Consider the following 13,384-nt stretch of genomic DNA (forward strand, 5'->3'; position numbering starts at 1 on the left):
CAACTGTCTGCGGCGAAGGCCCGGGCCTCGTTCACGAGAACCCGGGCCTTGCCCATCCGGTCGCGTCCGTCACGCCGCGATCGGAACCTCCGGCGCCGCGCCGTTCGTGGCCGGCGACAGCGCCAGTTCCAGGACCTGGCGGACGTCGGTCACGGCGTGGACGTCGAGCTTGTCCAGCACCTCGGCCGGGACGTCGTCCAGGTCTGCCTCGTTGCGCTTGGGGATGATCACCGTGGTGACCCCGGCCCGGTGGGCCGCCAGCAGCTTCTGCTTCACGCCGCCGATCGGCAGCACCCGGCCCGTCAGCGAGACCTCGCCCGTCATCGCCACGTCCGTGCGGACCAGCCGGCCGGACAGGAGCGATGCCAGCGCCGTCGTCATGGTGATGCCGGCGCTCGGGCCGTCCTTGGGGACCGCGCCCGCCGGGAAGTGGATGTGCACACCCCGGTCCTTGAGGTCGGCGACCGGGAGCTCCAGCTCCGCGCCGCGCGAACGGAGGAAGGACAGGGCGATCTGTGCGCTCTCCTTCATCACGTCACCCAGCTGGCCGGTCAGCGTCAGACCCGCCGCGCCCGTCTCCGGGTCGGCCAGCGACGCCTCGACGAACAGGACGTCACCGCCCGCGCCCGTCACGGCCAGTCCGGTCGCCACGCCCGGCACGGCCGTACGGCGCTCCGCCGGGTCCTGGGCTGACTCGGGCACGTGGTGCGGCCGGCCGATCAGGCCGCGCAGGTCGCCGTCCCCGACGGTGAACGGCAGCTCCCGCTCGCCCAGTTCGTGCTGTGCCGCCACCTTGCGCAGCAGCCTCGCGATGGACCGCTCCAGGTTGCGGACGCCCGCCTCGCGCGTGTACTCGCCGGCGAGCTTGCGCAGGGCGCCCTCGTCGAGGGCGACCTCGTCCCTGTTCAGACCCGCCCGCTCCAGCTGACGCGGGAGCAGGTGGTCACGGGCGATGACGATCTTCTCGTCCTCGGTGTAGCCGTCGAGGCGGACCAGCTCCATACGGTCGAGCAGGGCCTCCGGGATGGCCTCCAGGACGTTGGCGGTGGCGAGGAAGACCACGTCCGACAGGTCCAGTTCCACTTCGAGGTAGTGGTCACGGAAGGTGTGGTTCTGGGCCGGGTCCAGGACCTCGAGCAGGGCGGCCGCCGGGTCGCCCCGGAAGTCGGACCCCACCTTGTCGATCTCGTCGAGCAGGACCACCGGGTTCATCGACCCGGCCTCCTTGATGGCGCGGACGATACGGCCGGGCAGCGCGCCGACGTACGTACGCCGGTGGCCGCGGATCTCCGCCTCGTCCCGTACGCCGCCGAGGGCTACGCGGACGAACTTGCGGCCCATGGCGTGCGCCACGGACTCGCCGAGGGAGGTCTTGCCGACGCCGGGCGGGCCGACCAGCGCCAGCACGGCACCGCCACGCCGGCCGCCGACGACACCCAGGCCGCGGTCGGTACGGCGCTTGCGCACCGCGAGGTACTCGGTGATCCGCTCCTTCACGTCCTCCAGACCGGCGTGCTCGGCGTCGAGGATCTCCTTGGCGCCGAGGATGTCGTACGCGTCCTCGGTCCGCTCGTTCCACGGCAGTTCGAGCACGGTGTCGAGCCAGGTCCGGATCCACGACCCCTCGGGCGACTGGTCGGAGGACCGCTCCAGCTTGTCGACCTCCTTGAGCGCGGCCTCGCGCACGTTCTCGGGGATGTCGGCGGCCTCGACGCGGGCGCGGTAGTCGTCGGACTCCTCGCCGTCCTGTTCGCCGTTGATCTCACGCAGTTCCTTGCGCACGGCCTCCAGCTGACGCCGCAGCAGGAACTCGCGCTGCTGCTTGTCGACGCCCTCCTGGACGTCCTTGGCAATGGTCTCGGCGACGTCCTGCTCGGCGAGGTGGTCGCGCAGCTGCTGGGTGGCGAGCTTGAGGCGGGCGACCGGGTCGGCGGTCTCCAGGAGCTCCACCTTCTGCTCGGTGCTCAGGAAGGGCGAGTACCCGGAGTTGTCGGCGAGGGCGGAGACGTCGTCGATGGCCTGGACGCGGTCGACGACCTGCCAGGCGCCGCGCTTGCGCAGCCACGCGGTGGCGAGGGCCTTGTACTCCTTCACCAGGTCGGTGACCTGTCCGGGCAGGGGCTCGGGCACGCTCTCGTCGAGGCGGGTCCCCTCGACCCACAGTGCCGCACCCGGTCCGGTCGTCCCGGCGCCGATCTTCACGCGGTTGCGACCGCGGATCAGGGCGCCCGGGTCGCCGTCGGCCAGCCGGCCGACCTGCTCGACGGTGCCGAGCACACCGGTGCTCGCGTACGTCCCGTCGATGCGTGGCACCAGCAGCACCCGTGGCTTTCCTGGCTGTGACCTCGCGGCTGCCTGAGCGGCCTCCACCGCGGCGCGCACGTCGGCGTCGTTCAGGTCCAGGGGGACCACCATCCCGGGCAGCACCACCTCGTCGTCGAGCGGCAGCACGGGCAAGGTGAGCGGTGTGGACGTCGAAGCCATGATCTCCCCTTCGGCAGTCAAGTTGAGTTATGCCGACTCAATGCACGGGACGCTTCGAATGTTCCCCGGCCTCCGTTCGCTGTGAGCGATCAGTTACGCCACAGGCCGTGACCTCGACTTCTGTCGGTAAACGGTGACCGGCACCCGATCCTTCCCGCACCGCCTCCGGTCTCGTCAGCGGCCTGCGTGAGGGGGTCGTCGACAGCCCGCCGTGCCTGAGGACGTGACGCTGCGCCACGTCAGGTCGGCCCCGGGCGAGATCGCCGTACATGTCGCAGACGCGCGGCGAGGTCGCCTCCGCCTCCTGGCCGGCCTTCCGCGCCGATACCGAGTTCGCGCGCCAGTGGGGCGGACGGCCCTGGCCGAGTGGCGGGCCGGGGCGTCTACCGCGCGCTGGTCGCGACCCGCGCGTGTGGTCGCCCGAGGTCGGCTGACTCCGCCGCGTACCATCCGCGCACGACCGGCCACATCGCGATCCCTATGGCCAGGGCGATCAGATGGCCCCAATTGGTCAGCGGGTCCGTGAGATTGACGAGGTCCTGGATCAGCATCCCGCCGAACAGCACCAGCACCGGACACCGAAGCCACGGCCGCAGCAGCCCGCTCAGCGCGCCGATGGCCGTGGCGACGCCGAAGCTGACGCCGTAGTCGATGCGGTGCAGCGAGCTGCCGGGAAGGTGGCCGACCAGCACGGCGAGCCCCACCGGGACCTCGGTGGCGAGGGTGGCCAGGACGTGTCCGGTCAGGAAGACGACGGCCGTGCGCATGCCGCCGATCCGTCGCTCCAGCGCGGCGAGCACCAACAGGAGGGCAAGCGTGTACGGCGCCACGAACCCGCCCGCGATCCACAGCGCGCTGGCGAGCAGCACCGTCACGGGCATGCCCACGAGGTGCGCCACGTCGGTGCTGGAGCCCTGATGCAGGGCGTGGACGAGGGCGGGGTCGGCATACGTGGCGACGAGCGAGGTGACGGCCAGTACGGCGGCGTAGGCGAGGGTGAACGGCGTACCGGTGGGGGTGGGCAGCAGACGCCAGGGGCGGCAGACGCGGGACAGGGGCGCGGCGGCTCCGGAGGGGCTCGGCGCGGAGGGCGATGCCGGAACGGCGGTCGTCGCGGTCGCGCCCAGTGGCCCGCGCTGCCGCGGCATCCCGTCCAGCAGCTCGGCCACCTCGGGCAGGCCCGCCCCACCGGGCATGGGAGCCGAGCCCGGCACGCCCCCAGCCGCAGTCCGTTCCAAGGTGAGGCGCCCCTTCCGTTTCCCTCACCCTTCGCCCGCGGCCCACCCGTGTCTGTGACCGGCGCCACAAGAACGCCGATTCTCAGCAACCTCTCAACAAGCCCCCGGCCCCGTCCCCCATCGAGGGACCCCCCGGCCACTCGCCGTGGGGAGAAACCTTCAGCGCACCCCGCGGGCCTGCCAGGATGGCCCGATGCCCACTTCGTACGACATCCCCGAAGTCCTGGACCGTCGCGAGGGCCCGCACGGTGAGGTCGTGCTGCGGCGGCATGGTGAACTGCTCCAGATCATCGCGAACGGCTGCTTCCTCATGGACACCTCCGACGGCCGCTCGGAACGGCTGCTCATCGACGTGGCACTCGGCGCGCTGGACGGCCGGGCGCGGCCCGACGTGCTGATCGGCGGGCTCGGCGTCGGGTTCTCGCTCGCACATGCCGCCGCCGATCCGCGCCCGGGAAGGATCACCGTCGTGGAGCGCGAGCGCGCGATTATCGACTGGCATCTCGACGGCCCGTTGTCCGACTTCTCCGCCCCGGCCCTCGCGGACCCGCGCACGGAGATTCTGGAAACGGATCTCGTGGCACACGTACATGAGACTTCCGCCACGTACGACGCACTGTGTCTCGACATCGACAACGGACCCGGCTGGACTGTCACCGAGGGCAACGACAGCCTCTACTCACCGGCCGGACTGGCAGGTTGCGCAGGGGCGTTGAGGCCCGGCGGGGTGCTTGCCGTATGGTCCGCACAGCCATCACCGGAATTCGAAGAAACCTTGTGTAATGCCGGATTCCAACAGGTGCGTACCGAAGAGATCCCCGTTGCCCGGGGCGTTCCGGACGTCGTACACCTCGCCGTACGACCTGGATAGCCGTGGCGCGGTGACTCCCCGTACCCTGCTCACCTGACGCGGATCATTCAAGCGTCAATCGCAAGCATGAGCAGGCATAGCCAGTTAGCGGGATCACCCCACGGATTCCGGAAAGCAACTTTGGGGCGGGCGATGGAGCAGACACACACCTCCCACAACGGCACGGCGGCGACCCCGGGCGCTCAGCGCCGGGTCCTCGTGGTCGAGGACGATCCGACCATCGTGGACGCCATCGCGGCCCGCCTGCGCGCCGAGGGTTTCCTCGTGCAGACCGCGGGCGACGGTCCGGCGGCGGTCGACACGGCCGAGGCGTGGCAGCCCGACCTGCTGATCCTCGACATCATGCTGCCGGGCTTCGACGGCCTGGAGGTATGCCGCCGGGTGCAGGCCCAGCGGCCGGTGCCGGTGCTGATGCTGACCGCGCGGGACGACGAGACCGACATGCTGGTCGGGCTCGGCGTCGGCGCCGACGACTACATGACCAAGCCGTTCTCGATGCGGGAGCTGGCGGCACGCGTGCATGTGCTGCTGCGCCGCGTCGAGCGGGCGGCGCTGGCCGCCACGACCCCGCGGTCGGGCATCCTGCGGCTCGGCGAGCTGGAGATCGACCACGCGCAGCGGCGGGTGCGGGTGCGCAGTGAGGATGTTCACCTCACGCCCACCGAGTTCGACCTCCTGGTGTGCCTGGCGAACACCCCGCGCGCGGTGCTCTCCCGTGAGCAGCTGCTCGCCGAGGTGTGGGACTGGGCGGACGCGTCCGGCACCCGCACGGTCGACAGCCACATCAAGGCGCTGCGCCGGAAGATCGGCGCCGAGCGGATCCGTACGGTGCACGGCGTGGGCTACGCCCTGGAGACACCCACGCCATGAGCGACGGACCGGCCGCACGGAGAGGCCCCGGGGAGCCCTGGGGCGGCGTACGTCCGTTCTCGATCAAGACCAAGCTGGGCGCGCTGGTCATCATCGCGGTGCTGATCACCACCGGCCTGTCGATGATCGCGGTGCGCACGCAGACGGAGCTGCGCTTCATCACGGTCTTCTCGATGATCGCCACACTGCTCATTACGCAGTTCGTGGCCCATTCGCTCACCGCGCCGCTGGACGAGATGAACGCGGTGGCCCGGTCCATCTCGCACGGCGACTACACCCGCCGGGTGCGTGAGAACCGCCGCGACGAGCTGGGCGACCTGGCCGGGACGATCAACCTCATGGCCGACGAGCTGGAGGCCCAGGACCAGCAGCGCAAGGAGCTGGTGGCGAACGTCTCGCACGAGCTGCGCACCCCGATCGCGGGCCTGCGGGCCGTCCTGGAGAACGTGGTCGACGGCATCGCCGAGGCCGACCCCGAGACCATGCGGACCGCGCTGAAGCAGACCGAGCGGCTCGGCCGGCTCGTGGAGACGCTCCTGGACCTGTCCCGCCTGGACAACGGCGTCGTACCGCTGCGCATGCGGCGCTTCGAGGTGTGGCCGTACCTGTCGGGCGTGCTGAAGGAGGCCAACATGGTGTCCTCCGCGCGTGGGGGCATGGCGTCGGGCTCCGGCAGCCACACCCGCACGGACGTCCATCTGCACCTCGACGTCTCGCCGCCGGAGCTGACGGCGCACGCCGACCCCGAGCGCATCCACCAGGTCGTCGCCAACCTCATCGACAACGCGATCAAGCACAGCCCGCCGCACGGCCGTGTGACGGTCAAGGCGCGGCGCGGGGTGCACCAGGAGTCGCTGGTGCTGGAGGTCCTGGACGAGGGGCCGGGGATTCCGAAGTCGGACTGGCACAGGGTCTTCGAGCGTTTCAACCGCGGCGCCGTCCGCCGGCCGCACGGGCCGGGCAGCGACGGCGGTACGGGTCTGGGTCTGGCGATCGCGCGCTGGGCCGTCGATCTGCACGGCGGCCGGATCGGGGTGGCCGAATCCGAGCGGGGTTGCCGGATTCTTGTCACACTTCCCGGGCAGTCTTCCGAACCAAGTTGACGTAAAGTTCGAAGCGGAGCATCAAGATCCACGTGCGTCCTGCCTGACGGGCACGTGTGATCAGGTACGGACCTGCGCTTTCGGCGCGCCAGGTCGAGATCTCGTCGTCCCCTCTGCGGTCATCCGAAGCGGAACCACGCTTGTTTCCCGCCATTTCCGGGCCCGAAACACGCTTTCCGATGTGACTTACACGACGATGACCTTGCTCAGCCTGACCTTCTCGGCCATGGAGGCGTAGCCTTTATTCCCGCTGTCCATCACCTTGTGAAGCGGAAGAGGGCGGTTGCCGCCGTGTCGCCACAGTCCCCCAGTAACTCGAGCATCTCGACCGACACCGACCAAGCGGGCAAGAACCCCGCGGCCGCGTTCGGGCCGAACGAGTGGCTCGTCGACGAGATCTATCAGCAGTACCTCCAGGACCCGAATTCGGTAGACCGTGCCTGGTGGGACTTCTTCGCCGACTACAAGCCGGGAGCGCCTGCCGCCTCGGCTCCGGCGGGTACCGCGGCTGCGGGGGCCGCGGGAACCACCAGCACGGCTCCGGCGGCCCCCGCCGCCCCGGCTGCTCCGGCCGCCCCGTCGGTCCCCGCGCCGGCCCCCGCGGCCCCGAAGCCCGCTGCCGCCGCGCCCGCCGCTGCGGCCCCGGCTCCGGCTGCGTCGAAGCCCGCCGCGCCTGCCCCGGCCGCTAAGCCCGCTCAGCCGAAGAAGGCCGAGCCCGCTGCCGCCACCGCCGACGGGCCCGAGCTCGTGACGCTGCGCGGCCCCGCCGCCGCGGTCGCGAAGAACATGAACGCCTCCCTGGAGGTGCCCACGGCCACGTCCGTGCGCGCGGTCCCGGTGAAGCTGCTCTTCGACAACCGCATCGTCATCAACAACCACCTGAAGCGCGCCCGGGGCGGGAAGATCTCCTTCACGCACCTGATCGGCTACGCGATGGTGCAGGCCATCAAGGCCATGCCGTCGATGAACTACTCCTTCGCGGAGAAGGACGGCAAGCCGACCCTGGTCAAGCCGGAGCACATCAACTTCGGCCTCGCCATCGACCTGGTCAAGCCCAACGGCGACCGCCAGCTCGTGGTCGCGGGCATCAAGAAGGCCGAGACCCTGAACTTCTTCGAGTTCTGGCAGGCCTACGAGGACATCGTCCGCCGCGCCCGCGACGGCAAGCTGGGCATGGACGACTTCACCGGCGTGACCGTCTCCCTGACCAACCCCGGCGGCCTCGGCACCGTCCACTCCGTGCCGCGTCTGATGCCCGGCCAGTCGGTGATCATGGGCGTCGGCTCCATGGACTACCCGGCGGAGTTCCAGGGCACGTCCCAGGACACCCTGAACAAGCTCGGCATCTCGAAGGTCATGACGCTCACGTCGACCTACGACCACCGGGTGATCCAGGGCGCCGCCTCCGGCGAGTTCCTGCGGATCGTCGCGAACCTCCTGCTCGGCGAGAGCAGCTTCTACGACGAGATCTTCGAGTCGCTGCGCATCCCCTACGAGCCGGTCCGCTGGCTCAAGGACATCGACGCCAGCCACGACGACGACGTCACCAAGGCCGCCCGTGTCTTCGAGCTGATCCACTCCTACCGGGTCCGCGGCCACGTCATGGCCGACACCGACCCGCTGGAGTACCAGCAGCGCAAGCACCCCGACCTGGACATCACCGAGCACGGCCTCACGCTCTGGGACCTGGAGCGCGAGTTCGCGGTCGGCGGCTTCTCCGGCAAGTCCCTGATGAAGCTGCGCGACATCCTCGGCGTGCTGCGCGACTCGTACTGCCGCACCACCGGCATCGAGTTCATGCACATCCAGGACCCCAAGCAGCGCAAGTGGATCCAGGACCGCATCGAGCGCCCGCACACCAAGCCGGAGCGCGAGGAGCAGCTGCGCATCCTGCGCCGGCTGAACGCGGCGGAGGCCTTCGAGACCTTCCTGCAGACGAAGTACGTCGGCCAGAAGCGCTTCAGCCTGGAGGGCGGCGAGTCCGTCATCCCGCTGCTGGACGCGGTGCTCGACTCGGCCGCCGAGTCGCGCCTGGACGAGGTCGTCATCGGCATGGCCCACCGCGGCCGGCTGAACGTGCTCGCGAACATCGTCGGCAAGTCGTACGCGCAGATCTTCCGCGAGTTCGAGGGCAACCTCGACCCGAAGTCGATGCACGGCTCCGGCGACGTGAAGTACCACCTGGGCGCCGAGGGCACCTTCACCGGCCTGGACGGCGAGCAGATCAAGGTCTCGCTCACCGCCAACCCCTCCCACCTGGAGGCGGTCGACCCGGTCCTCGAAGGCGTCGCGCGCGCCAAGCAGGACATCATCAACAAGGGCGGCACGGACTTCACGGTCCTGCCCGTCGCCCTGCACGGTGACGCGGCCTTCGCGGGCCAGGGCGTCGTGGCCGAGACGCTCAACATGTCGCAGCTGCGCGGCTACCGCACCGGCGGCACGGTCCACATCGTCATCAACAACCAGGTCGGCTTCACGGCGGCGCCCGAGTCCTCGCGCTCCTCCATGTACTCGACCGACGTGGCCCGGATGATCGAGGCCCCGATCTTCCACGTCAACGGCGACGACCCCGAGGCGGTCGTCCGCGTTGCCCGTCTGGCCTTCGAGTTCCGCCAGGCGTTCAACAAGGACGTCGTGATCGACCTCATCTGCTACCGCCGCCGCGGTCACAACGAGTCGGACAACCCGGCCTTCACCCAGCCGCTGATGTACGACCTGATCGACAAGAAGCGCTCGGTGCGCAAGCTCTACACCGAGTCCCTCATCGGTCGCGGCGACATCACCCTGGAAGAGGCCGAGCAGGCCCTGCAGGACTACCAGGGCCAGCTGGAGAAGGTCTTCACGGAGGTCCGCGAGGCCACCTCGCAGCCGGCCGCCGCGGAGCCCTCGGACCCGCAGGCCGAGTTCCCGGTGGCCGTCAACACGGCGATCACCACGGAGGCCGTCAAGCGGATCGCCGAGTCCCAGGTCAACATCCCCGACCACATCACCGTCCACCCGCGGCTGCTGCCGCAGCTGCAGCGACGGGCGTCGATGGTCGAGGACGGCACCATCGACTGGGGCATGGGCGAGACCCTCGCGGTCGGCTCCCTCCTTCTGGACGGCGTCCCGGTCCGACTGGCCGGCCAGGACTCGCAGCGCGGTACGTTCGGCCAGCGTCACGCGGTGATCATCGACCGCGAGACGGGCGAGGAGTACACGCCGCTGCAGTACCTCTCCGAGGACCAGGCGCGGCTGAACGTCTACAACTCCCTGCTGTCCGAGTACGCGGCCATGGGCTTCGAGTACGGCTACTCGCTGGCCCGCCCGGACGCGCTCGTGATGTGGGAGGCCCAGTTCGGCGACTTCGTCAACGGCGCCCAGACGGTCGTGGACGAGTTCATCTCGTCGGCGGAGCAGAAGTGGGCGCAGACGTCCGGCGTGGTTCTGCTCCTCCCCCACGGCTACGAGGGCCAGGGCCCGGACCACTCGTCCGCCCGCCCGGAGCGCTTCCTCCAGCTGTGCGCGCAGAACAACATGACGGTCGCGATGCCGACGTCCCCGTCGAACTACTTCCACCTGCTGCGGTGGCAGTCGCACAACCCGCACCACAAGCCGCTGGTCGTCTTCACCCCGAAGTCGATGCTGCGCCTGAAGGCCGCCGCCTCCAAGGCGGAGGAGTTCACGACCGGGCAGTTCCAGCCGGTCATCGGCGACGCGTCGGTCGACCCGGCCGCGGTCAAGAAGGTCGTCTTCTGCGCCGGCAAGGTCTACTACGACATCGAGGCCGAGCGGAAGAAGCGCGGCGTCACGGACACGGCGATCATCCGCATCGAGCGCCTGTACCCGCTGCCGGGTACCGAGCTCCAGGCCGAGATCGCCAAGTACCCGAACGCCGAGAAGTACCTGTGGGCCCAGGAGGAGCCGGCGAACCAGGGTGCGTGGCCGTTCATCGCGCTCAACCTGATCGACCACCTGGACCTGGCGGTCGGCGCCGACGTCCCGCACGGCGAGCGCCTGCGCCGCATCTCGCGTCCGCATGGCTCGTCCCCGGCCGTCGGTTCCGCCAAGCGGCACCAGGCCGAGCAGGAGCAGCTGGTGCGTGAGGTGTTCGAGGCCTGAGCCTCTGCACGGTCTGATCGGAAGGTCCGGCTCCGAGTCCGCGTGACTCGGGGCCGGGCCTTCCGGCATTTACGGTCAACTCGCCCGCCGCGCGACGGAAGCCACCCTGCGCACCTTCCACGCGGCCCAGCCCACCACGGTGGAGCTGAAGTTCGGCGTGAAGCTGAACGCGAGCGTGGGCGCCGTGCTGACCAAGGCGGGCGTCGAGGGACATATCGTCGTCAAGCTGGGCTGGGAGCAGCGGGACCCCAACGTGTGAGCCGCGGTAGCCGGTAGCCGGGAGCCGGTCCGCACTCCCACACACACGCACGTGCCGGGCACGACATATCCTCACTGCATGTACTTCACCGACCGAGGCATCGAAGAACTGGAGAAGCGGCGCGGCGAGGAGGAGATCACCTTCGAGTGGCTGGCCGAGCAGCTGCGCACCTTCGTCGACCTGAACCCCGACTTCGAGGTACCGGTGGAGCGGCTGGCAACGTGGCTGGCCCGGCTGGACGACGAGGACGACGACGTCTAGGCGACCAGCAGTGAGGCGGCCGGTCCTGCGGGGGTGAGGGGGCCGTTTCCACAGGGGCGCCCCCGACGGATGCCCTCCCCCGCAGCCTCCCCAGCCCCGTCAGTCCAGCGGCCGCACCGCCTCGTACGCCAGCCCCAGCACGCCGTGGGCCAGGAGCACCGTGCCGGCCGCGAGCCAGCCGCCGCTGCGGTGCCGTAGGCCCCAGGCCGCGAGGGGCAGGCCGGTCGCGATCTGGGTCAGGGCAAGGGCGCGGGCCTTGGGGCCGCCTGCCCAGGGGAGCCAGGGCCCGAGGCGGCCGCCCTCGACGGCGTCGAGTTCCGCGCGGAAGGCTTCGCGCCAGCCCCACCACTCGATGAGGCGGATGTGCGGCTGGGCGCCGGCGGCCGCGTCGAGGCTGTCGGCGCTTTCGCCGGGCGCGAGGCCGTCGGGCAGGGACACGCCCGCGCGCGTGAGGACGGCGACCAGACCACGCATGCGTGCTCGCGCATCGGCCTCGGGGTCGGGGCGGGTCAGCTCGTCGAGGGACTGCATGTCCAGGACCGGATCGAGGCCGAGCCGGCCCGCGAAGGTGCGCATGGCCTCGTCCTCGCCGACCGGGGTGCCGTTGGCGAGCCAGACGTAGCCGACGGGGCGGCGGAAGCCGGAGGCGAGGGTGTATCCGGCGCGGTCGGCGTCCCACCAAAGGGCTAGGACGGGCCAGGGCGCGCCGACGGCGAGGGCGGTGGCCCAGCCGGTGAGGACACGGTCGATCGGCTCGCCGCCCTCCAGCCAGGGCCGCCCCTCGGGCACGAGCACGCTCCACTCCCCGCCGGCCGGCGCGAGCAGCATGTCCTCGCGCAGCAGCCTGGCGGCGGGGCCGACGGACTCGGGGTCCGCGCGGCAGAGCAGCAGGGCGCCCGGGGCGGGACGGGCCTGGCGAGCGACGCTGGACTCTTCCGTCGGCATGCCAACACGCTAGGCCGATTTGTCCACCTCGCGTGACTTGTGATCACCAGAACGAGTGCCTTGACTTTCCCAGTCCGCGATATATCGTGTTTAGCAGGAGACGCGATATGGCGTGTCATTGCTCATTGTTCAGGTCCGTCCCGGCCCGCGCGGCCGTCCGGTCGCCCAGGAGGTCCGCACCATGCCCGAGTGGTCCGTAGCAGAGCCCAGGAAGCTCACCTTCGACGAGCCGGTGAGCGAGCTCCATGTGCGCATCGTCAACGGAACGGTGAACGTCGTGGGCACGGACGAAGGTTCCGCCCGCCTGCAGGTCTCCGAGATCGAGGGCCCGCCCCTGGTGGTGACCCAGGAGGGCGGCACCCTGTCGGTGGCGTACGACGACCTGCCCTGGAAGGGCTTCCTCAAGTGGCTCGACCGCAAGGGCTGGCGCCGCAGCGCGGTGGTCTCCCTCGCGGTGCCGGCCGACACGCGCGTCGAGGTGGGTGTGGTCGGCGCCGGGGCAGTGGTCTCCGGGATCCAGGGCCCGTCGGTGGTCAAGGGCGTCACCGGGGACACCACACTCGTCGCCCTGTCCGGCCCGGTCCGCGCCGACACGGTCTCCGGGAACCTGGAGGCCCAGGCCGTCACCGGCGACCTCCGCTTCAACTCCGTCTCCGGCGACCTCACCGTCGTGGAGGGCTCGGGTTCCTCCGTGAAGGCCGACTCGGTCAGCGGCTCCATGATCGTCGACCTCGACCCGGACGGCCCGACCGACGTCCGGCTGACCAGCGTCTCCGGCGAGATCGCCATCCGCCTGCCGGCCCCGGCGGACGCGGACGTGGAGGCCAATACCGCGAGCGGCACGATCTCCAACGCCTTCGAGGGCCTCCGGGTACACGGCCAGTGGGGCGCCCACAAGGTCACCGGCCGCCTCGGCGCCGGCACCGGCAAGCTCCGGGCGACGACGGTCTCCGGCTCGATCGCGCTGCTGCGCCGCCCGCCGCGGGAGGAGGAGCTGTGGGAGGCGGAGGCCTGGGAGGACCCCGAGCCCACGACAGGCACGACGGACTCGCCGGACTCGATCCCGACGACGGACAAAGCCCGGACGACGGACGAGACGCCGCCGACAGACACGGCTGCGACGACGGCCCCGCTGAGCGACACACCCCACAGCCCGGGGGACAATTCCGTCTCCGGCAAGGGCGATGAACCGTCCGACGCCCCACCACCCCACGCCCCGGCCGACGGCACGACCGACAAGAAGGTGCTCTGA

General features: G+C 70.5%; 10 protein-coding genes. 7 read left to right on the forward strand and 3 right to left on the reverse strand.

Annotation, left to right across the window (positions count from 1 at the left end; translation table 11 throughout):
• Positions 1-69: 69 nt before the first annotated feature.
• Together lon and OHO27_RS13245 are read right to left on the reverse strand one after the other, a co-directional pair.
• Entirely contained in the window at positions 70-2,484 is a 2,415-nt protein-coding gene (lon, locus tag OHO27_RS13240) for an endopeptidase La (protein WP_328423506.1), read from the reverse strand.
• Positions 2,485-2,867: 383 nt separating this feature from the next.
• Positions 2,868-3,722, reverse strand: a complete 855-nt coding sequence (locus OHO27_RS13245; RefSeq protein WP_443059540.1) for a rhomboid-like protein — start codon at positions 3,720-3,722, stop codon at positions 2,868-2,870.
• A gap of 193 nt (positions 3,723-3,915) precedes the next feature.
• Here OHO27_RS13245 and OHO27_RS13250 point away from each other — a divergent pair, with 193 nt between their 5' ends.
• The 6 genes from OHO27_RS13250 to OHO27_RS13275 all read left to right on the forward strand — a co-directional run bounded on the left by OHO27_RS13250 (position 3,916) and on the right by OHO27_RS13275 (position 11,187).
• Complete coding sequence (locus OHO27_RS13250; RefSeq protein WP_328423508.1) at positions 3,916-4,593, forward strand: spermidine synthase; 678 nt, start codon at positions 3,916-3,918, stop codon at positions 4,591-4,593.
• A gap of 132 nt (positions 4,594-4,725) precedes the next feature.
• Positions 4,726-5,463, forward strand: a complete 738-nt coding sequence (locus OHO27_RS13255; RefSeq protein ID WP_003997964.1) for a response regulator transcription factor — start codon at positions 4,726-4,728, stop codon at positions 5,461-5,463.
• Entirely contained in the window at positions 5,460-6,566 is a 1,107-nt protein-coding gene (locus tag OHO27_RS13260) for a sensor histidine kinase (RefSeq protein ID WP_328423510.1), read from the forward strand. The genes OHO27_RS13255 and OHO27_RS13260 overlap by 4 nt, the downstream gene beginning before the upstream one ends.
• Before the next feature lie 291 nt (positions 6,567-6,857).
• Positions 6,858-10,667, forward strand: coding sequence for a multifunctional oxoglutarate decarboxylase/oxoglutarate dehydrogenase thiamine pyrophosphate-binding subunit/dihydrolipoyllysine-residue succinyltransferase subunit (locus tag OHO27_RS13265; RefSeq protein ID WP_328423512.1), 3,810 nt, complete (start codon positions 6,858-6,860; stop codon positions 10,665-10,667).
• 139 nt (positions 10,668-10,806) lie between these two features.
• Positions 10,807-10,926 (forward strand): CU044_2847 family protein, encoded by a 120-nt coding sequence (locus tag OHO27_RS43125; protein WP_443059541.1) that lies wholly within the window; start codon positions 10,807-10,809, stop codon positions 10,924-10,926.
• A 78-nt stretch (positions 10,927-11,004) separates the two neighbouring features.
• A complete protein-coding gene (locus OHO27_RS13275; RefSeq protein ID WP_003997970.1) occupies positions 11,005-11,187 on the forward strand; it encodes a DUF6104 family protein in 183 nt (60 codons plus the stop codon).
• 99 nt (positions 11,188-11,286) lie between these two features.
• On the opposite strand, the gene OHO27_RS13280 is transcribed toward OHO27_RS13275, so the two are convergent.
• Positions 11,287-12,132: a hypothetical protein gene (locus OHO27_RS13280; RefSeq protein WP_328423514.1), complete on the reverse strand. Its 846-nt coding sequence runs from the start codon at positions 12,130-12,132 to the stop codon at positions 11,287-11,289.
• A 181-nt stretch (positions 12,133-12,313) separates the two neighbouring features.
• Between OHO27_RS13280 and OHO27_RS13285 the strand changes: the two genes are divergently transcribed.
• On the forward strand, positions 12,314-13,384 hold the full coding sequence (locus OHO27_RS13285; protein ID WP_328430420.1) for a DUF4097 family beta strand repeat-containing protein: 1,071 nt from the start codon (positions 12,314-12,316) through the stop codon (positions 13,382-13,384).

It is taken from the genome of Streptomyces sp. NBC_00443 (assembly GCF_036014175.1).
Classification (GTDB): domain Bacteria; phylum Actinomycetota; class Actinomycetes; order Streptomycetales; family Streptomycetaceae; genus Streptomyces.